Annotated in this window: 22 protein-coding genes and 1 pseudogene; 1 reads left to right on the plus strand and 22 read right to left on the minus strand. The window is 27.9% G+C overall.

Annotated elements, in window-relative coordinates; genetic code table 11:
- Positions 1–69: 69 nt before the first annotated feature.
- The 5 genes from NGI68_RS05285 to glpX form a co-directional block, all read right to left on the minus strand.
- Positions 70–1215 carry a (Fe-S)-binding protein gene (locus NGI68_RS05285; RefSeq protein ID WP_251860444.1) on the minus strand — a complete coding sequence of 382 codons (1146 nt, stop codon included), beginning with the start codon at positions 1213–1215 and terminating at the stop codon, positions 70–72.
- Complete coding sequence (locus NGI68_RS05290) at positions 1215–2213, minus strand: phosphotransferase (protein ID WP_251860445.1); 999 nt, start codon at positions 2211–2213, stop codon at positions 1215–1217. Before NGI68_RS05290 ends, NGI68_RS05285 begins: the two co-directional genes overlap by 1 nt.
- A complete protein-coding gene (locus NGI68_RS05295) occupies positions 2191–2892 on the minus strand; it encodes a TIGR04282 family arsenosugar biosynthesis glycosyltransferase (protein WP_251860446.1) in 702 nt (233 codons plus the stop codon). Before NGI68_RS05295 ends, NGI68_RS05290 begins: the two co-directional genes overlap by 23 nt.
- The gene (locus NGI68_RS05300; RefSeq protein ID WP_251860447.1) at positions 2892–3566 is read right to left on the minus strand and encodes a TIGR04283 family arsenosugar biosynthesis glycosyltransferase; all 675 of its coding nucleotides are present in this window, start codon (positions 3564–3566) and stop codon (positions 2892–2894) included. The genes NGI68_RS05295 and NGI68_RS05300 overlap by 1 nt, the downstream gene beginning before the upstream one ends.
- 293 nt (positions 3567–3859) lie before the next feature.
- Entirely contained in the window at positions 3860–4834 is a 975-nt protein-coding gene (glpX, locus tag NGI68_RS05305) for a class II fructose-bisphosphatase (RefSeq protein WP_251860448.1), read from the minus strand.
- 480 nt (positions 4835–5314) lie between these two features.
- On the opposite strand from glpX, the gene NGI68_RS05310 reads away from it, so the two are divergent.
- Positions 5315–5488 (plus strand): aspartyl-phosphate phosphatase Spo0E family protein, encoded by a 174-nt coding sequence (locus NGI68_RS05310; RefSeq protein WP_251860449.1) that lies wholly within the window; start codon positions 5315–5317, stop codon positions 5486–5488.
- Between the two features lie 34 nt (positions 5489–5522).
- Here NGI68_RS05310 and NGI68_RS05315 read toward each other — a convergent pair whose 3' ends face one another.
- From NGI68_RS05315 to NGI68_RS05395, 17 genes and pseudogenes are all read right to left on the minus strand, one after another.
- Complete coding sequence (locus tag NGI68_RS05315; RefSeq protein ID WP_251860450.1) at positions 5523–5912, minus strand: hypothetical protein; 390 nt, start codon at positions 5910–5912, stop codon at positions 5523–5525.
- Positions 5913–6313: 401 nt separating this feature from the next.
- Positions 6314–7483 (minus strand): FprA family A-type flavoprotein, encoded by a 1170-nt coding sequence (locus NGI68_RS05320; protein ID WP_251860451.1) that lies wholly within the window; start codon positions 7481–7483, stop codon positions 6314–6316.
- A 317-nt stretch (positions 7484–7800) separates the two neighbouring features.
- Positions 7801–8307 (minus strand): ECF transporter S component, encoded by a 507-nt coding sequence (locus tag NGI68_RS05325; protein WP_251860452.1) that lies wholly within the window; start codon positions 8305–8307, stop codon positions 7801–7803.
- A 749-nt stretch (positions 8308–9056) separates the two neighbouring features.
- Complete coding sequence (locus NGI68_RS05330; RefSeq protein WP_251860453.1) at positions 9057–9347, minus strand: NifB/NifX family molybdenum-iron cluster-binding protein; 291 nt, start codon at positions 9345–9347, stop codon at positions 9057–9059.
- Between the two features lie 126 nt (positions 9348–9473).
- The gene (locus NGI68_RS05335) at positions 9474–10343 is read right to left on the minus strand and encodes a nucleoside hydrolase (RefSeq protein WP_251860454.1); all 870 of its coding nucleotides are present in this window, start codon (positions 10341–10343) and stop codon (positions 9474–9476) included.
- 18 nt (positions 10344–10361) lie between these two features.
- Positions 10362–10913, minus strand: coding sequence for a peptide deformylase (gene def, locus NGI68_RS05340; protein WP_251860590.1), 552 nt, complete (start codon positions 10911–10913; stop codon positions 10362–10364).
- 200 nt (positions 10914–11113) lie between these two features.
- A pseudogene (locus NGI68_RS05345) lies at positions 11114–11763 on the minus strand (V-type ATP synthase subunit D).
- A 28-nt stretch (positions 11764–11791) separates the two neighbouring features.
- Positions 11792–13177, minus strand: coding sequence for a V-type ATP synthase subunit B (locus NGI68_RS05350; protein ID WP_251860455.1), 1386 nt, complete (start codon positions 13175–13177; stop codon positions 11792–11794).
- Complete coding sequence (locus NGI68_RS05355) at positions 13170–14942, minus strand: V-type ATP synthase subunit A (RefSeq protein ID WP_251860591.1); 1773 nt, start codon at positions 14940–14942, stop codon at positions 13170–13172. Before NGI68_RS05355 ends, NGI68_RS05350 begins: the two co-directional genes overlap by 8 nt.
- 19 nt (positions 14943–14961) lie before the next feature.
- Positions 14962–15276 (minus strand): V-type ATP synthase subunit F, encoded by a 315-nt coding sequence (locus tag NGI68_RS05360; protein WP_251860592.1) that lies wholly within the window; start codon positions 15274–15276, stop codon positions 14962–14964.
- A complete protein-coding gene (locus NGI68_RS05365) occupies positions 15263–16264 on the minus strand; it encodes a V-type ATP synthase subunit C (protein WP_251860456.1) in 1002 nt (333 codons plus the stop codon). Before NGI68_RS05365 ends, NGI68_RS05360 begins: the two co-directional genes overlap by 14 nt.
- Before the next feature lie 12 nt (positions 16265–16276).
- Positions 16277–16876, minus strand: a complete 600-nt coding sequence (locus NGI68_RS05370; protein ID WP_251860457.1) for a V-type ATP synthase subunit E — start codon at positions 16874–16876, stop codon at positions 16277–16279.
- Positions 16877–16891: 15 nt separating this feature from the next.
- Positions 16892–17380 carry a V-type ATP synthase subunit K gene (locus NGI68_RS05375; protein ID WP_003484527.1) on the minus strand — a complete coding sequence of 163 codons (489 nt, stop codon included), beginning with the start codon at positions 17378–17380 and terminating at the stop codon, positions 16892–16894.
- 24 nt (positions 17381–17404) lie between these two features.
- Positions 17405–19363 carry a V-type ATP synthase subunit I gene (locus NGI68_RS05380; protein ID WP_251860458.1) on the minus strand — a complete coding sequence of 653 codons (1959 nt, stop codon included), beginning with the start codon at positions 19361–19363 and terminating at the stop codon, positions 17405–17407.
- Complete coding sequence (locus NGI68_RS05385; protein ID WP_251860459.1) at positions 19350–19676, minus strand: ATPase; 327 nt, start codon at positions 19674–19676, stop codon at positions 19350–19352. Before NGI68_RS05385 ends, NGI68_RS05380 begins: the two co-directional genes overlap by 14 nt.
- A 157-nt stretch (positions 19677–19833) precedes the next feature.
- Positions 19834–21513, minus strand: coding sequence for a B12-binding domain-containing radical SAM protein (locus tag NGI68_RS05390; RefSeq protein WP_251860460.1), 1680 nt, complete (start codon positions 21511–21513; stop codon positions 19834–19836).
- Positions 21488–22063 (minus strand): class I SAM-dependent methyltransferase, encoded by a 576-nt coding sequence (locus tag NGI68_RS05395; protein ID WP_251860461.1) that lies wholly within the window; start codon positions 22061–22063, stop codon positions 21488–21490. The genes NGI68_RS05390 and NGI68_RS05395 overlap by 26 nt, the downstream gene beginning before the upstream one ends.
- Positions 22064–22132: the final 69 nt, after the last annotated feature.

Consider the following 22132-nt stretch of genomic DNA (forward strand, 5'->3'; position numbering starts at 1 on the left):
TTATTTCAAATTATAAAATTTATAATTTGAATATAATCTGTACAAAACAGAATAATATAAATTAAAATTTTACTTTATTATTATTTTTGTTTTTAATCTATTGCTCCAAGATTTTAAAGGAGAATTTATCTTTACACATTTATCTTTATTAACTATTTTTTCTCCAAAAATTAAATCTAATATATGAATAGACTTAGCTCCCCCTTTAATCATTGACTCTCTACACCCTGCACAATAAGTAACGATATAATCTTGTCCAATATTTTTTGCAGCTTTCTTCATCATAGCTTTGGAAAGTTTAGAATTTACAGCGTGAATCATTCCTCCAGTACCGCAGCAATTGGTCATTTTATTTATATTGTTACTTTCTAAAACTTTATAATCTAATTGTCCCATTATCCATCTTATACTTTCCTGTATTTCTTTTTCGTATCTTGTAGCACAAGAATCATGAATAGAAAACTTAGTCTCACTATTCTTACCTTTATTTATAGACCCTTGAGGAATTCCTATTTCCTTTAATACTGTCCATAAAGATTTAACTTTAATTTTTGTTCCATAATTTTTCATTATCATATAACAATTTTGGCAGGCAGTAATTACTTCTATAGCACCAGTATTATTTATACGATTTTCTACTCTACTAAATAATTTTGTGAATTTTTCTTGTTGTCCTAAAGTTTCTGTAGGTTTTCCACAGCATTCTAAAAGCATAGATGTGCCTGGCAACTCTTTTTTCAAATAATTATATGTCTTTAATACTAATTCTGGACTATATGAAGAAAGTGTACAACCAGGGAAAAATACTCTTTCTACTTTATTAGTTTCTTTATTTTTATCTTCCACATATTTTGTAAATATTTTTGAAAACCCTAATTTTTGATGCATGTTTATAGCATTATGACCTTTCAGTGAAGTCTTCCCATTATTTTGCTCTAATACTTCTACTCTAAGGTCCATAAATGCTTTTCCCATATTTAATTTTTTAGGACAAACTTCTCTACACTTTCCACAAATACTGCAAGAATAAGGAAGTATAGCCTCAAATGTATTTTTTTTGATTATACTACTAAAAATTTTCCTAGGATTACCTCCAAATTCTTTTAGCATATAACAATTTTTAACACACAAATTACACTCTATACAATCTTTTTTTATACACTCTATATATACCTTTGTTTCTTCGTTTTTTATTTTAAAATATTTTTTATCCATTAAAACCACCTATTTAAGAGATTATTCATAAAATCTAATTCTAAATATTCTTTTATTTTTTCATAGGTATCCATATTTTTTATATCTCTATTTGGATTTTGATATTCTATATAAGCATAAGCACACCAACTTAAAGCTCTCAAATATAAGTACGGTGTATATATATCTACTCTTTCTCTTATATTTTTTCCATTAAAAATTCTTTCATAATTATTAAAAAACTCATCTACTTCATAATCCTTCAATATATAGTTAGTTTTCCAAAGAGTAGTAGTTGGTGCTAAAAACTGAGTTAAATCTTGACAAGGATCACTTATAACTGGTTTTTCCCAATCTATTAAATAAAAGTTATTAGATCCTATTATAAAGTTATGAGAATTAACTTCCGTATTATTTATTACCTGTATAGGATCATCTATAAAATACTTTTCCTTATGGGCATTTTCTGTAGCCCAATTTATAAATTTATAAAAGAATTTCTTTACATCCCCTTTTATAATTGGACTGCTCCAAAAATCTTTTAAAAGATTTTTAGCCTCTTTTATTCTGTCAGAAAGTATATTTTTTTCTACTATGAATGACAAAAAATCTGCCTTATTAAGCTTTACAGAGTGTATTTCCCCAAATATTCTAGCAGCTTTATTTAAGTCCCTTTCATAATTTAATGGTTCTCCTTTTAAGAACTCCATTATTAATACTCCATATTTTATGTATTTTTTACTACCATCTACATAATAGACCCTTGGAGTAACTTTACTTACTTCTAATCTCTTTAAGGCTGAATATTCATATTCTATCTGTTTTTCTAACCCTAATTGACTTCCTGTATTTACTCTAAAAACATATTTATTTATTTTATCTTCTAATATAAAGTTTATATTATATTCACCTTGCGCTAAAAATATTATATTAAAATCTTTATTTAAATCTAATATTTTAAATAAATCCTTACTAAAAATATAATTTCTTATTTCCTTAATCAACATATCTCTCAACATATTCATCTCTCCACCAATTTTCTAAATATTTCTTAGTATGTTTAGGTACAACATCATATTTATATAATTTATGATTTAGTCTATGTATTAAATTTTTAAGATCCTCTTTAGTGTCTATATCCTCATATTTTTCTGCAAAACCTACAGTTAAGTTTTCCTTATTAAGTATATGTATAGTGCTATAAAACACAGATTTTTCTCCCCATTTTATATCTCCTTTAAAAACTATTTTATTTAATTTCTTCATGCCCACAAGATAATATCCTCCATCTAGTGTAGGACCAAAACATAGGTCTTTATTTTCTAAAATATCAAAAGCCCTTAATATATCTTTGCTTTGAATTTCCGGTATATCAGATCCTATTAAAATAACCTTTTCATAACTCTTATTTAGAATGTAGTTTACAGCGTTCTCCATTCTTTCTCCTATATCTTTACCTTTTTGTGGAAAATTATTGATAAAATTAGGCATTAAAGACTGTATTATACTAAAATCTCCTTCATCACTATAAGTTACATATATATCCATGCTTTCTTTTAGATCTTTGCACATATTAAATATATCTTGTAAAAAGCATTTATGTATATCTGCACACTGCTCTCCTGTCAATATTTTCATAAGTCTAGTTTTAGTCTTATAAGGTACAGGTATTCTAGTCATTATTATAAGTGCCTTCATTACCTTTCCTCCCGATATATTTTATTTAATCTTTCTGTAGATACTCCCATAAAATATAAAATTCTTAATTTATGCATTAATAGGTGAGTTTTTAATTGTCCTCTCTTTTTAAATCTTCTTGCAGAAGTTCCAATATGTAAAGATATCAACTTAAGTTTACCCAATTTTCTTAATGCTAAAGAAAATTCTAAGTCTTCCATTATGTCCAATGAAGGGTATCCTCCCATACTTATAAATACATCTTTTCTAATAAATATTCCTTGATCACCATAATATATATTAAATTTTGCTGCTCTTATATTAGATGTTTTAGCTATATATTTCATAAATAGACTATTTAAATCATAAAAATATATAGAAAATCCTCCTCCTATATACCCATTATGTATAACTTTTTCTATAGCATGTATACTGTTAGAATTAAGTATAGAATCTGAATGTACAAACCAGAGAATTTCCCCTCTTGCTTCTTTAGCTCCACAATTCATCTGATTAGACCTTCCTTTTTTACTCTTTATAACTCTACCATATTTGCATGCTATATCTATGGTGCCATCTTCACTTCCACCATCTATAATTAGAATTTCTTTTTCACCATTTAAATCTTTTAAGCTCTCTAATAAATATTTTATAGTTTTCTCTTCATTTAAAACCGGAATTATTATAGAAATCATATTATATCATCAATCCTCATATATTAATTTAATTATAATCTTTTTTTATACTTATTTGTTGTTATATAATTTTTTTTTATAAGGTATAATACATATATTTATATCTTTTATTTAATTGTATATATAATTGAACGCTATAATAATTATAACATCCATATATAATTAAAATATTATATATTTATTCTTAAACTAAAAACTTTATAACTTTCTATAATATAGAAAGGGTATGTATTAAAACTTATTATGTTTCAATACATACCCTTTTATATATAAAGAATTATTAAAGAACTAAATTATTCAACTACTATAGCACTTTTGCCTAAATTATGACAAGCTTTAACAAATCTAATAGTACCTGTCTTAGATCTCATAACTATAGAATTTGTAGTGGCTTTTTCGCTTCTATTATAAACAACACCTTTTAATAAATCACAATCTGTTATGGCTGTGGCTGCAAAATAAACATCCTCGCTTTTTACTAAATCATCTATATAAAGTATAGCTTTATGATCTTTTATTCCCATAATCGTACATCTTTCTATTTCTTCTTGAGAGGTTGGACAAAGTTGTGCTTGCATTTCACCACCCATACATTTTATGGCGGCAGCTGCTATAACACCTTCTGGTGCTCCACCAGTTCCCATCATTATATCTACTCCTGTATCTTCAAACCCACAAGCTAATACAGCTGCTACATCACCTTCTCCAAAAAGCTTAACTCTAGCACCTACTTCTCTTGCATCTTTTACTATATAATCATGCCTATCTCTTTCTTGAACTATAACTGTAAGTTCTGTTACATCTTTGTTTAAAGCTCTAGCTACATTCAATATATTCTCTTTAGGGGATTTATTTATATCTATAGCTCCCTTAGCCCCTGATCCTACAGCTATCTTTTTCATATACATATCTGGAGCATGAAATAAGCTTCCTTTAGGTCCCATAGCTACTACAGCTATAGCATTTTCTAATCCCTTTGCTATAAGTTTAGTTCCATCCACTGGATCTACAGCTATGTCCATTTCCACCATGTCTTCTGCACCAATTCCAACTTTTTCACCTATGTATAGCATAGGAGCTTCATCTAATTCTCCTTCTCCTATAACAACTTTACCTCTTATAGGCATTATTTGAAAAGCTTTATGCATACCATCAACTGCTGCTTGATCTGCTGCATTTTTATCTCCTCTACCCATAAATTTTGATGCACTTAATGCTGCTGCTTCTGTTACTCTTGCAAGTCCCATAGCAATGTCTGTATTTAGCATATATTTTCCCCCTCAAATTATCATTTATTATATATAAATAATATTATATATATTTATTTTACTCTTATATCACTAAAATTGTCTTAATTAGCATATCATATTAAAACATATGTAACCATTAATCTTTTTTATTATATCACATTTAATAAATATGACAAGTAGCTTAAATAAAATAGGCCATTTTGTTGAAATAAAAAAACATTTCGACATCTTATTTTTATTTTGTAGTTTTTTATTCACAGTTATATCCCTTAAGCGCCAACAACTATCATATTTTTCCACATTTTCTACACAATTATTCCACAATTTATCAACATAGTAATACACATTTTATCAACAGAAATTATAGTTATTTATGTTGCAGAATGTATAACCTTGACTTACGAAATATATGATAAATTTGGAATAATCTGTTAGAATAAGGATATAAAATAACGAAGTGATTATAATTAAACTTACATAACAAATGGAGTTGATGCTATGAATAATTTACAATTAAAAACTTTAAATCTAAGAATTTATTATTTAAAGCAATATTTATATACTTTAATAGATAAACATGACTTATGTAATGATGAAGTGATAGAATGTAGTAAAGAACTGGACAAGCTTATTGTAGAATATGAGAACAAAAAGTATAAAAATTTATATTAATAAAATAACCACAGAAATATCTGTGGTCTTATTTTTAATAAACAAATCCTATAATTTCATCTATATCTACATTTTTACCTTTTTCATAAAAAACTACAATAAATTCGTTTACTCCATTATCTACAGTGTCATCATAACATATATACTGAGCTTCTATGTCTAAGTCCTCTTTTAAATCTTCAAGTATATCTTCTATATTATCTCTTGATATATCATTTAAATAAGGCTTATATAAATCTTCCTCTTCTTCATCTGAATCTTTTTTTGAATATTCTTCTTCAGCATATGCTCTAGCTGCTAATACTTCTTCATCATCAAATTCATAATAAATTTTAACTGGGAAAACATCCTCATTATATTCTATTTCTTCAATATTATATATGTCGTTGTCGTTTAAATAATCTACTATTTCTTCTTTATTCATTTTAATCCTCCTATTTATTTATAATTAAATTATTTAAATATTATTTTTATTAATTCAACGAATTTTTAAAAAAATCCTCCAATTAATTTAATATATGTATTCATCATTTATAAATATGTGTTAATTTTAAAAATAAATTAACAATTACTAAGTTTCCTTAAATATCATTTTACCCAATATATAAATTTTAAACCTAATTATTACTCAAAACATTCTATATCTAAAGATAATTTTCTAAATTGAAGATATTTCATATTCCTATATAAAATATAGGAGCACTAAAACTAATTGTTTTTTAGTGCTCTTTATATTTAAAATAATCTATTTTATTATTTTCACTTATTTATACCCTAAATCACTCTATTTCACTGTAAATTAAAAAATCTATTAATAACCTTATCTTAAAGAAGTTTTATAAATTTATCTATAAATTCATCTGCTCTTTTAAAATCATCTTCACTTGGAACAAACTTAAATTTAAAAGGTTCTTCTACAACTTTTAATTTTAAACCTCTCAATCTATCTGTCATAAGAGATGGGCCTTCACCGCTCCATCCATAAGATCCAAAGGCACCTGCTGCTTTTCCTCTATTAGTTATAACACCTATATGACTCATTACATCCCAAACTGGTTTTACTGCATCTTGATTTATAGTTGGAGATCCCAAGATTATTCCTGTAGAATTTTCTATTAATTCTAATGCCTTTTCCATAGTAATAGAAGTTATCTCATTACCTTCTGCTTTAATTCCTTTTTCATTAAGTTTTTTAACTAAATACTCTCCCATATGTTCTGTATTTCCATAAGCTGAAATATATAAAACTTGAATATTTTGTTGTTTTGTATCTTCTGTAGCCCATTTTCTATAAAGATCTATATACTTAGAAATATCTTGTGTATGAACAGGACCGTGACTTGTAGCTACCATATCAAAATCTAAATCTTTTATTTTTTCTAATCCCATCAATACAAATTTTTTAAATGGTCCCATGATAACATCAAAATAATATCTCATTTCTTCTAGATAATCTCCAGAACAAGTGTCTGTTATACAACCTTCTGGGCAGTAATGACAACCTAGAAAATCACAAGTAAATAATACTTTTTCATTTTCAGCATAAGTAAACATAGTATCTGGCCAATGTAGATTTGGCGCAGTTATAAACTTTAATGTAGTTTTTCCTAAATTTAATTCTTTAGGTGCTGGTAAACTATTAAATTCCTTATTTATGATATCTTTAATGTAGATTAACGCTGCTCGTGATCCTATAACTGTTGCATCTGGATACATTTCTACCAATTTACTTAGAGATCCACTATGATCTAGTTCTGTATGTTGAACAATTATATAGTCAACCTTTTTATCTCCTATTATTCCTTTTATATTTTCCATGTATTCATCAAAATAACCATCTTTAACACAATCTATAAGAGCTACTTTTTCATCATCTATAAGATATGCATTATATGTTGTTCCTCTTTTAGTTTCCATTATAATATCAAAAACTCTCAATTCTGGATTTTTAACTCCAACCCAATGAATATTGTTTTTCAATTGTACGCTTGACATATTTTTACCTCCTGTATTTTAAGAAATATTTTCATAATGTACTAACTTTACCTTTACATTTCTCTTTACATTTATTTTAACATATTAAAAGAAAATATTAAATACTAATAATTATCTATGTAGTTTAATAATGCTTTCTATGGAGCACTCTAACTTTAATACTTAAAATATTTATAATTATTCAACAAAAAAGCTCTTATCCTCAAAATAATACTATATATAAATATACAATATTATTACAATCTTAAAATAAAGGATAGTAGCTTTTTAAATATTTTTTAATATAATTTTAAATAAGAATTGTAGAATATCTTTTTTTATTTTGATGACATATCAGAAACTAATTTTATGTTTAAGGTCTTAGATAATGCTTTTACTAAAGCAAATGCTATTATACCATCTACAAAATGATGAAGCACAGATCCTACACCTACAATAACTAATATTTTATATAGTGTAAATCCAAATGGAACTACTGCTATAGCTTCTAAGGCTCCATGTATAGGGGCTGTTATAGCTATTACCTTTTTAAATGATATTCCTTTCTTTATAAGAATAGCTCCTATAAGTCCAACAAATGTATGCATAAAAGCTCTAGCTGCTATAACTAAAGGGGTTGATACTAAGAATCCTAAGGCTGAACCAAATCCCACCATAACAGCTGAAGCTGGACCTAATAACATAGCTATAAATAAAGGCACATGAGATGCTAATGTAGCTGTAAAAGGTCCTATCTGAATTTTTAAAAATCCAAAAGCTAAAGGAATTACTATGGCTAAAGCAGTTAAAACTGCAGCATAAGTCATCTTTCTTATATTTTTCATTTTCCTTCCTCCTGTATAGTTAAGTGTATATACACCAGTATACATTGAAAAATTGATTTTGTAAATATGAATTTTTTACTTTTATTTATACAAAATAATTATGAAATTATATAATTAATGATGAACTTAGAATTCTTTATAAAAACAATATAAAGTTATTATTAATTATGTATTGACAGTATATATGAAATAAATTAACATATAAATATACCCCATAAGGGTATGGAGGTGTTTCTAGTATGATAAAAATAGATGATAAAGCATTACAGATAATAAAAGAAAAAAATTCAAACTTTATAATTAATGTAATAACCACAAGTTGTGGTGGATGAGGCTCCAATGGAAGAGAAATAAAAAATCTCAGTGTTGAGATTTCAAAAACATACCCATCCAAGGATCTTTTTAACAGTTTTGAATATGATGGAATAAAAATATTTATAAATAAATCTCTAAAATTAGGAGAAGAAGTATTAGTTTATCATAAACTTAAATTACCTTTAATAGGTGCAGTATATGGAGTTAAAGGCGTTATAATTCCTTAATATATAATATTTTAATTTATCTTATGACTATAAACATATAAATACATTTTAAAGAATTCATGTTTATATTAAAAAAGCTATAAATTTGAAATATCAAATTTATAGCTTTTAATATATTTTATATAACAATATTTATATAAACTTTTATAAAACTTTAATTAATAATTATTATAAAAATATATAGTTTACATATTAACCATATACATATTATGTTAATGAATGAATAAAATCTTTTAATCTTTCTTTATCATTTAAAATAACTACGTGAAAATTATTTTCTTTTAATTTCAAATTAAGATTATTAGATATACCCAATGTAATAATAGTATTTACATTGTTATTTTTTAAAAATTCCGCTATATCTTCTTCGGTTTTTTTTACAATCATATGTTGCTCTGTAAACTTATCTTCTTTTAATGTATAAAATGTAAACCTACTAGTATCTTCTTCTAGCTGACATATTTCATTTTCTTCTATTGGAATAACTATATTTTTCATATAAACACCTACTATCTTAAAACGATTTTATTATAAAGCAAATCTTAATATAATGCTCTGTAATATTTAAATGAATATGAACTATTCTTATAAATAAACTTTACTTTAATTTTAGAATCATCCCATTTATAGTTTTGCCCAATTTTCAATAAGAATACTATTAAACTTATCTACATCTATTATATTATTGGGCATATTCACTTTAAAGCCTTCATTATCTTTATTTAAAGTTATCATTCCAGATTTTAATTTTTCCATATTAGGATTTATATATACAAAATTTTCATTAAAAAGTTCCTTATTAGTTATATACATAGCTGCTGCTGCATCCCAATTACAAAATCCTTTTATGTTAAAGGTTTTTTCCATAGAATTAAACCAAGGCTCTATTTCATTATATGCAGACCTTAATATTTTATTAGAGCTATTTTTAAGTAAATTTAATTCTTTTTCCCTAAACAGTGCTTGAAGAGTAACATGTCCATCTAATATAGTTATATCAGCTCCTGAAGTCAATACACTATAAGAAGCTTCATAGTCACAAGATAAGTTTAATTCTTTAACCTGTACCCCTGAAATCATCAGCGGTTTGGTTATGCCCCCCATTAATACAATACTTTTCACATTTTTATAAAAATTTTCATCGTATAAATATGCTCCATATAAGTTAGACATAGATCCTGTAGCAAGTACAGTTATTTCTCCTTTATATCTACTAGCACTTATAGCTAAAAATTTAGCTGCCTCGCTAATTCGACCATTCTTTAGATCTCCACCTTTAAATATAGGTTTATATTCTTTATCTAAAAGATTCATAATTCTAAGATTATTTTCATGAACTTCTTCTACAGAGCCATTGCCATGAGTTGATGTTAAACCAATTAACTCCACATTTTCATTGCCTATAAGATACATTAAAGTTAAACCATCATCTACATCTTTATGTTGAAGTCCCATGGTGTTATCACAATCATAAATAATCTTATACCTATGCATTAGCATTCTCTCCTTTTTTTATTCTATTTGTTCTACTTTGTATACCTTTTTCGCTTTGTCTATATAAACAATACCATCCAAATGATCATACTCATGGCAAAAGGCATCCTTTAACAGTCCTGTTGATTCATAAGTAACTTCTTCACCTTTTTCATTTAATCCTGTTATAATAATTCTTCTTGGCCTAATAACAATTCCTTCATAACCAGGATAACTTAAACATCCTTCTTCACTTTCTTCTTTACCTACTCTTTTCAAAAAACTAGGGTTTATTAAAATTATAGGTTCTTGTCCATTTCTTAAATCTATAATAAAAATTCTTTTTAAATATGCTATTTGAGGTGCTGCAAGTCCAATACCAGTACCATCATATAAAGTATCTTTTAAATCTTTTATAATATCTTTAATTTCATCATTAATAGAATCTACTTTTTTACTAACTTTTTTTAATGTTTTATTTCCAACTTGTAATATTTCTTTTACTGCCATAATACTCTTAAAGCTAAATGCTTTAAAATCCCTCCTTCTTGTTATGCATAAACTTTTATTATGTATAATTAAATTATACATAATATTGGCACAAAATGCGAGATTATTATTATAAATCATTATTTTAATAATAAATTTAGTTATATCTATATCTAAATTTATATACCTATTTTAAATATATGCATAAAGTCACTATTTTATTAAAATCATTTATACATATATGATAATTTTAAAATTTAAAATATTTGCTTAAATAAAAAGCAGCGAAAATCGCTGCTTTTCTATACCATATTACTTTGCTTTTCTTCCATCATGCTCTTAATTTTCATAAGTCTTGTTACTGTACTTCTCTCATTTTCATCTAACTTCATTTGTATAAATCTTATAGTTTCTTCAAGTTGAGGTATAGTCATATATTCTAAAGCATTAACTCTTCTTCTAGTTTTCTCAATTTCGTCTGCCATTAGCTGACATGCTTTTTCTACCTTAGCTAATTCTAAAAGTTTAGGTAAAATACTATATAATTTTTCTATAGCACCATCTAATTCGGCAGAAGTATTTGAAAACCATATGGAAATATACTTCCTTTATCTCCCTCTAATTTTCTTTTGAAGTCAAATATAGGTACATTAACACTCATGATATTCTGTGTTTTTACATCTACAGAAATACTTTCCTTTGGATAAGCTACGGCTTCCTCTAAAAACTCAGGAGACATAACCGCACTAGCCATTAAAAAGTCTTTAAAAGATCCTTCTAACTCTTTTTCTACATCTTTTCTAAGTTCATTATTTTTTTTTATCATATCTATAAATCTTCTCATAAGCTCATCTTGCTTATCTTTTAAGAGTTTATGTCCTCTGGTGGCTGTTGTTAACCTCTTTTTAAGTTTAGTGAGCTCCATTCTAGTAGGATTTACATTTAATTTCATAAAGATCACTCATCCCTTTTAATGGTTATTATTTGCTTTCTTCAGCTTTATTTAAATATTTTTCTAGATATTCATCTCTTATTCTCTTAAGCTCTGACTTAGGTAAGATAGTTAACAATTTCCATCCAAGATTTAATGTTTCTTCTATAGTTCTATTAGTTGTAAATCCTTGTGATACATATTCTCCTTCGAAAGCATCTGCAAATTTAGCATACAATTTGTCTGCATCGGATAACGCAGATTCCCCAAGTATTACGGATAATTCTTTAGCTTGCTTACCCTGTGCATAAGCTGCAAATAATTGGTTCATTGTATCTGCATGATCCTCTCTAGTTTTGCCTTTACCTATACCCTTATCTTTAAGTCTTGATAATGAAGGTAATACATCTATTGGAGGCATTATACCTTTTTTGTATAATTCTCTACTTAGTATTATTTGTCCTTCTGTTATATATCCTGTTAAGTCTGGAATTGGATGTGTTTTATCATCTTCAGGCATTGTAAGTATAGGAATTTGTGTTATAGAACCTTCTCTGCCTAAGATTCTTCCAGCTCTTTCATATAAAGTTGAAAGATCTGTATATAAGTATCCCGGATATCCACGTCTACCTGGAACTTCTTTTCTAGCCGCAGATACTTCACGAAGAGCTTCACAGTAGTTTGTTATATCAGTCATTATAACAAGTACATGCATTCCTTTTTCAAAGGCTAAGTATTCAGCTGCAGTAAGAGCCATTCTAGGTGTTGCAATTCTTTCTATAGCTGGATCGTTAGCTAAGTTTATAAATAAAACTGCCCTATCTATAGCCCCTGTCTTTGTAAAGTCATCAATAAAATATTGAGCTTCTTCAAAAGTTGTTCCTATAGCTGCAAATACAACAGCGAATTTTGAATCTGAATTTAAAACCTTTGCCTGTCTTGCAATTTGAGCCGCAAGTTCCGCATGAGGTAGACCAGATCCTGAGAAAACAGGGAGCTTTTGTCCCCTAACTAAAGTATTAAGTCCATCTATAGCTGAAACCCCTGTTTGAATAAATTCATCTGGATAGTTTCTTGCCACTGGATTTATTGGTATACCACTTATGTCTCTTTTTTCATCAGGAATTATTTTAGGTCCTCCATCTTTAGGATTACCAAGTCCATCAAATACTCTTCCTAACATATCTTCAGAAACACCTAGCTCTAGAGGTTTGCCTAAGAATTTAACTTTAGCTCCTTTAATGTTTATTCCAGCTGAACCTTCAAATAATTGAACCAAAGCTTTATCTTTATTTAGTTCTAGAACTCTTCCACGTCTTTGTTCTCCATTATGAAGCTCTATTTCAACAAGTTCATCAAAGCTAACGCCTTCTACTTGATCAACCAGCATAAGTGGTCCAACTACTTCTTTTACTGTTCTGTATTCCTTAAGCATTCATTATACCTCCTTTGCTGACTAACTTATCTATTTCTTCTGTCAATTCACCAAATATTGAATCTATATTTTGTATACTTTCTTCTGAAACATATTTAGATCTTGCTATTTTGTCTCTAACTTCTAACTCTAACACTTCTTTTAAGTATACACCTGATTCTAATGCTCTTTGAGCTTCATCATAGAAGAATAAAACTAATTTTAACATCTTATATTGTTTTCCTAGTGAAGCATATGTATCTACTTCATGGAATGCATTTTGTTGCAGATAATCTTCTCTTAAGGATTTTGCAACTTCAAGTTTTAATCTATCCTTTTCAGATAAAGCATCTATACCTACAAGTCTAACTATTTCCTCTAAGCTAGCTTCTTCTTGGAGAAGTGACATAGCCTTAATTCTAAGTTGTGTCCAATCAGATGCTACATTTTCATCCATCCAAGGGCTTATTTTTTCTATATACAATGAATAGGAATTTAACCAATTTATAGCCGGGAAATGTCTTCTATATGCAAGTTGTGCATCTAATCCCCAGAATACTTTAACTATTCTTAAAGTAGCCTGTGTAACTGGTTCTGATAAGTCTCCTCCTGGAGGGGATACAGCACCTATAACTGTTAGAGCACCTTCTCTTTGCTCAGATCCTAAAGATAACACATTACCTGCTCTTTCATAGAATTCTGCTGCTCTTGAGCCTAAGTATGCTGGATATCCTTCATCACCAGGCATTTCTTCAAGTCTTCCTGACATCTCACGAAGAGCCTCAGCCCAACGAGATGTAGAATCTGCCATTAGTGCAATAGAATATCCCATATCCCTAAAATATTCTCCTATAGTTATTCCAGTATATATAGAAGCTTCTCTGGCTGCAACGGGCATATTAGAAGTATTTGCTATAAGTACAGTTCTTTTCATTAATGGTTCACCAGTTTTAGGATCTTTTAGTTCTGGGAATTCATTAAGAACATCTGTCATTTCATTACCACGTTCTCCACAACCAATATAAACAACTATTTGTGCATCTGCCCATTTCGCTAATTGATGTTGTACAACAGTTTTTCCACTTCCAAATGGTCCTGGAACACAAGCTGTACCACCCTTTGTAACTGGGAAGAATGTGTCTATAACCCTTTGACCTGTTATCATAGGTTGTGCTGGATTAAGTTTTCTACCATAGGGTCTGCCCTTTCTAACAGGCCATTTTTGCATCATCATTAAGTCAGAAAGTTTATCTCCATCCTTAACTTTTGCAACAGTATCAACTATAGTAAGATCCCCTTCTTCTATAGTTTCTATAGTTCCTTTTATACCATATGGAACCATGATCTTATGCTCTACTATAGAAGTTTCTTGAACAGTACCTATTACATCTCCTGGTTCTACGGTATCTCCTACTTTTTTAATTGGAGTAAAATACCATTTTTTATCTCTATCTAATGAATGAACTTCTACTCCCTTTGTTATGAAATCTCCAGCCTTTGCTTTTATAGCATTTAAAGGTCTTTGTATTCCATCAAACATAGCCTCGATTAATCCAGGTCCTAATTCAACACTTAATGGTTCTCCAGTAGTTACTACTGGATCTCCTGGTGCTAAACCTGCAGTTTCCTCGTAAACCTGAATTGAAGCTCTATCTTCTCTCATTTCTATTATTTCACCTATAAGACGTTTTTTACCAACTTTTACAACGTCATATATATTAGCCTCTTCCATTCCTTCAGCAACAACTAAAGGTCCAGATATCTTTAAAACACGTCCTGTCTTCAAGTTCACCTACCTACCTTCCTTATAAAATATTAACACCAACTGCTTTTTCCACGTTATCATTTATTCTCTCTATACCAATATTTAGAGACCCTTGATTACTAGGAATAAGTATAACGGCAGGAATTATTTCTCTATTATATCTCTCAATAGTTTCTTCTAAATCTTTTGCTATTTGTTCTGTAACAAATATAATAGCATATTTTTCCGTGGCCATTTTATTGATAGTAATTCTTGCTTCATCTGGTTCAGTAACAGGATACACATCAATACCAAGAGCTTTAAAGGCCAATATAGAATCTTTGTCTCCAACTACACCTATTTTATACATAGATATCACGCAGCCTTTCTCTTATTATTTCACTCTTCATGTTATTGAGCTTTCCAATCATTATAATTCTTATAACTTTTATTTCATTTTCTTTAGCATATAAGTAAGATATTATAGGCTCTGGGCCAAAACTTACATATTTTGCTCTCTTCATATATTCCATTATAAAATTATCACTTAATTTTTCAAAAATATTTATTGAACCAGTTTTTATATAAGAATCTATTCCAGCTCTAAGAACTTCCACGTAATCGGTATAAGAAAGTTTTGCTGGTATATTTTCAACTGAATCATTAAGTAAAGCCATTAGCTTATCTTTATCTATAAAACCTCCACTTATGATTACACTTGTAAAAAAGTTTTTATCTTTGTTTTGCTTTTTAACTCTTAATAGAGTTTTTATATTATTTAAGTCAATAAGAATTTTCAGATATTTATCTAGAAACGTATCTCCTATTTCCTTATTTAATGAAAGCATTTCATCAAACATATATTTATCAAGTATAATATCAATTTTCTGTGGATCTTTACTAGCGCCAAAGTCATCAAAAGCTTCTTCTATAGCTTTTCTCATTATTGGATTTAAGTCCCTATAATATTCATTATCTATAGCAGTCTTTAGCTTTTCTACAGGCACATTACCCACAGGAACTATTATATCTGTAAAATCTTTGTTTAAAATCTTTCCTTTTATCATAACTTTAATATTATGATAATCATACTTTAAACTCATCATATTAATTAAAGATTTTACAGGGGAAATTTCGTAGAGCAAATGATAAACTCTTTTAAGCTCATTACTCAAAAGTATTTCATAATCCTCAGGTTTTTTCACCTTTGACATAAATGTAGAATATTCAGTTTCTTCAAGAATCTTCAAAGTTTCTAAAGGAGAGCTGCTATCTATCATTCTATCAAGTTTTGCCTTATCAAGGAGTCTAGTTTCTAATACTCTAATTCTAGGTATTACCTGAGTAAATACTAATGCGTCCATGAATTTCCCTCCTTAGTTAAATAACACTCTTGCAACTTCATACTCCAATTCATCTTTCATAGAACTAATTAAAGCTTCAAAAGAATTATTTATTTCAATTCCATTTTTCTCTAGTATAAATCCCGCTCTAAAGTCTCTTGTTTTATTGCTTAAAGCAAGACTTCCTAGTTTTCCTTTTTTAGCTAATTCACTATTTATTTCATTTACAAAAGCCTCAGTTATAAGCAACTTATCCTTTGAACTTATTATAAGTTTCTCATCACCTTGTATAGGAAGAGTTAAAATTCTCTCTTTAATATAAGAAAGATATTCTTCTTTTGATAGTGAGCTTAACTTCTCTAAAGACTTATCAAGTACTTTTTCTATAACTTGTTGTTTTGATTCAAGTTTTTTATTTCTTACTTTAAGTTCTGCATTTGATAAAATTCTTTCTCTTCTTACTATACTTTCCTTTTGTGCTTTTTCAATAGTATTTTTTTCTATAACCTTAGCATCATCAATTTTTTTATCTAATATTTTTTTTCCTTCTTCTTTGGCTTCTTTGATAAGTTGTTCTTTTTTTATTTTGGCTTCTTTAAGAATTTTTTCAGTTAGATTATTTATGCTAGACATTCGCCTCACTCCAAACTATTTTATGTTTAAAACCATAAATAATGATGCAACAAAGCCAAGTAATGCGTAAGTTTCAACCATAACTGCGTAAATAACACCCTTCATAACATCATTAGGCTTCTTTGCAAGTATTTGTACTCCAGCTGCTGCTGCTTTGCCTTGTGCTATTGCTGACTTCCAACCTGCAAGTGCTATTGGAAGAGCTGCCATAAAGTATGCAAATCCGTTAGCAAGTGTAGGTGCTTTTCCTCCAAGAATACCAATGTTTAATAAAATCATAAGAGTAATAACAAAACCATAAAGTCCTTGTGTACCTGGAAGGGCAACTAATATAAATGTTTTACCAAATTTTTCTGGTTCTTCTGTCATAAGTCCTGATGCAGCTTCACCAACTATTCCTATACCTTTAGCTGAACCTATTCCTGCTAAACCTGTTGCTAGCGCAGCTCCTAAAAGAGCAAATATTAATCCACCGTTTTCAGTTAAAAAATTCATAAATGTCATAATTAAAGTCCTCCTTTATAAATCTTATTTAGTTATTTTTAAATATTGATCTGAAAGTTTATATGGAGTAAATTTCTTTCCCCCACCTTCATAAAACTTATTGAAAAATTCTAGATATTGAAGTCTTGCAGTATGAACATAGGATCCAAGCGCATTAACAAGTAGATTAAATAAATGTAATGCTATAAATAAAATTGGTGATATTATATAGCTAAATGGACTTGGAATAAGATTTACTATAAGATTTAATGCATTGGCTATAAATCCTGTAGCAAGACCTAAAGCTAAAAGCCTTGAGTAAGATACCACGTCACCAAGATAGCTTGTAGCGCCATATACTCCGTATATTCCTCCACCAATTTTCCCTCCAATAGTTGGAGCTGATCTTCCTTGTGTAAGAAGTAATCCTATAACACCTATTATTAAAAGAACTTTTCCAACAGATACAGCTACACCAACTAGCATCAGTATGGCACCAATAAGTAAAAAGTACCATGTAAATACATCATATATTGCATCCTTTAATTGTCCACTTCTTATAAGTATATAAGCCTTAAGACCTAATCCTACAAATATATGAATTAATCCAAATACAACAGACATTATCAATATCTTAGTTATACCTTTTGCTGGGTCTATAAGATATGGTATATTTATTCCTAGATACTTAGAGAATAGATCTCCAAACCATCCACCATAGATGGTACCCCATATAACAGTTGAAATTCCAGCAAACAAGAACAGCTTAAAAGTATTTCTTTTTGCTGTATCTTTAACTTTCTTTAAAGCAATAGCAGATACTATAACTATAATTAATCCATATCCAGCATCAGATAACATCATGCCGAAAAACAAGAAATAGAATATTGATAAAATTGGTGTTGGATCTATTTCTTTATACAAAGGCAGGCTATACATTTCAACTACACTTTCAAAAGCTGATGCAAAACCATTATTTTTTAATTTAATAGGTACTTCTTCTGTATCATCTTCCTCATTAACATCTGTAAATGTTAAATAATACTCATCACCTACAGATTTTTTAATAATATTTTCTAGTTCTTCATTTGTATCAAAAGTATTCCATCCACATATAGCAATTGTTTTTTCAGATTTAAGGAAATTTTCAGACGCATCAAGCCTAATAAGAAGATTGTTGAAATATTCATAAGCAATTTGTATTTCTTCAATCTTATTTTCATAGGTTTTTATTTCATTATTTATTTTTTCTACGTCCTTATTTATTTCTGAAATTTTAATATTAAATTCTTCTATAATTGCCTTAGGACTATCTTTATAAACTAAAGTTAAAGAACTAAATCCATAATTTTTAAATATTTCTTTTGCCTTTTCTTCTTCCTGTTTTAAAATTAACGCAAAAACATATAAATCTTCATTATCTTCATTAATTATCTCCACATATTTATTTTCAATATTATCTTCCAGCTCTTTTTTAAAGCTTTCTTTATATTGCTTAGATATGGTTCCAATAAAATATGAAGTTTGTTTAAGCTCTTTTAACTCTTGGAATTTTGCATCGAATTTTTTCCATGGAAGAAGACTATTTATTTCTGCATCAAGTTTTGTTTTTTCATTACTTAAATAATTTAGCCTATCTTCTTTTGTTTTTAAATCATCATAAGTACTCTCCCAATCAATTGTCTTAATCTTTTCATTTAGTTCATTATATGATAAAGATTTCTTATCTTGTAAGAGCGCTTTTAATCCTGATGCTTGAGTAGAATATTCTTTTAGAAAATCTAAAACAAACTTTAGCTTCGATAAATTAGCTGCATATTCTGAATATTTTGAACCAACTGAGTCCTTATCAAGAAGCTTCAAACTTTCATCTTCTTCAATCAAAGCATCATTTTGAAGATTTATGAATTGAACTCCTTCAAAGCCTTGAAGTTCTTCCAAAAGCTTTTCTTTGTGTGATTCAAAGGCTAATAATGTAAATTTATTCATTTTAACTATCGCCATTAAACTTCACTATCCTTTCAACCACAAGATTAACTGCCTTATCAAGCAATTCATTGGAAACATTTAAAATTTCATTTGCCTTATTATTACCATCTTTAATAATAAGTGATGCTTCCTCATTGGCCTTGTTTTCAACCTGATCCATAATTTTTTTTGCTTCTAAAGAAGACTTATCTATTATGTTTTTGTACTCCTTTATAGCATTTTCTTCAGCTTTTTTAACAATTTCTCTGCTCTCAAGCTTAGCATCGTTAATTATTTTATTAGCTGCCCCCTCTGTTTCTTTAATTTCTTTAATTGCATCCTTTGCCAAGATATCACCCCCTTGCAACTTCGAAAATTTGATACCATATTAAGTAGTATTAAATACATCTTTAATTGTTTATATCTAATAAGTATAATACTTATTAATACTATTAGCAATGTATACGAATACCAATTTTAAACTAAAATTCGTAAATAAATACTAATTATTTCTCATTTTCTAAAAAAATTATATTTTTTCTATCTTTTTCGTCAAATATAATGTAATTTCCCTTTTCTTCTTTTATATTTTCTATTATAAACTTCTTTATATCTACAAAGAACTTCTCCACATGTATATTATCGGATACATTAACTTTATTTTTAAATATTTTTTCTTTTATATTCTTATTAACTTTTTTATCTACCTGCCTAATTAAAAATTCTGGTACCCATTGCTTTTTATTAAATTTTAGATAATCATATTTTATTATTTCTTTTAAAAACATACTATCTTTATCTAAAATCTCTTTGTTAAACTCTATAAAGACCTTATAGTATTGTGGACCAGATATATTTCTATCAAAATACCCTTTATTATTACAAAACATAGCTAAACTATAATAGAAGTCAAAAGGTTCTTTAAATTCATGAATAAAATACTTTAATATATTATTAAATTTACCTGAATTATAGTATTTATCTACTACTGCTTCTATCTTTTTTAATATAAGTAACTTATCATAACTTATGTTTTTTGTACTTAATATCTCATAAGGAGGGTAGGGTGAATACACCATTCCCCACTTCTCTGCTTCTTCTCTCATTTGAGATCCCTTTAAAAGTTTTAAAAATCCTAATTGTATTTCCTCAGGTTCTATACTATAAACATCATTAAAAGAATTTTTAAAAGAGTTATAGTCTTCTCCTGGTAGACCAGCAATAAGATCCAGATGTTGTTTTATATTCTTAAGTTTTTTCAGTTCTTCTACCTTTTCTCTAATGGTTTCAAAATTAACATGTCTATTTATATTTTTTAAAATTTCATTATTGGTGGTTTGAACTCCTACTTCAAATTGTATCCTTCCATCTTCTGCTTTGCTTAAAATTTCTAATTCTTCTTCAGTAAGCAAATCTGCAGATATTTCAAAATGAAAAGTAGCATCTGTATTTAAATCCACAATATATTGCCATATCTCCTTTGCAAATTCATGGTTACAGTTAAAAGTTCTATCTACAAACTTGATAAGTTTGACCTTCTTTTCTACTAAGAACTTTATTTCTTGTTTTACTCTATCTATTCTATGAAATCTTACTCCATGTAGTGTAGAAGATAAGCAATATTTACATTTAAAAGGACATCCTCTTGACCCTTCATAATAAACTATTTTATTTGTTAAGTCCTCTTCTTTGTTATATGGAAATACCACAGAATTCATAGAAATATTGTCTCTTTCTCCAGTATAGACTATGCCATTTGAAGTTTTAATATATAGTCCTTTTACATTATACAAACTTTCATTTTTTATCTTACATTTAATAAATTCTCTAAAGGTTTCTTCACCTTCTCCCTGTATAACATATTCTCCTGGAACTTTCTTTAAAAAACTTTCACTGTTATAAGAAACCTCTGGTCCTCCAAAAAGTATTTCTGTGGAAGGCTTCACTAATTTAATTAAATTTGTTAGTTCCTCTACATATTCCAAATTCCATATATAACAAGAAAAAGCTATTATATCAGCTTCTTCTGTTATTATTTTTTCTAATATATTTTCTTTTCTGTCATTTATGGTAAACTCTTTTAGCATACATTCATAATTCAAATCTTCTGTATTAGCTCTTAAATATCTAAGAGCTAAATTACTATGAATATATTTAGAGTTAATGGCTACTAGTAGTACTTTCATTAGGTTCTTCCTTCCTCTTTTCATCATCTTTTGAATTAGTGCTTGTTTTTTTCTTTCCTTTTATATAATAAACTCCATCGGAGGACTTTAAGTCCTTTATTTCAAAGTAAGGCTCTAATACTTTTACAGTAGCATCTAAAGAGCTATCTTTTAACACATTCAAATCTTTTATAGATATATTTTTAACTTTTTCTCCTGGTAATAATATTTTTATCTCCCCATTAAAGGTTTCCCTTATTTTTTTATCAATATCCCATATATAAATATTTCCGTCTTCTTTTAAATACTTATATATCTCTCGTATAAGATTCACTCTATTTTTTTTGAAAAATATATTACTAAAGGAAAACAATAAGATACAGTTATTATAATAACCTAACTTTATGTTTTCCTTTTCATCTGCTCCGTTTATATATTGTAAATTTGAATCTTCATTATACTGTTTATATATATTGTATATTATTCCGTAGTTATCTGTACCTATGTCTAATAAATTCCCCCTAAAAATTTCATTTTCCATATTAATAACAATTTCTTTTATGATACCCACCCTCTTCAATATATCCCCTAAACATACTTTACTGTTTTTTATAATTAAAATAGTTGTCTTAATTATAAG

The sequence above is a fragment of the Clostridium sp. Marseille-Q2269 genome (genome assembly GCF_943736985.1).
GTDB lineage: Bacteria > Bacillota > Clostridia > Clostridiales > Clostridiaceae > Clostridium_F.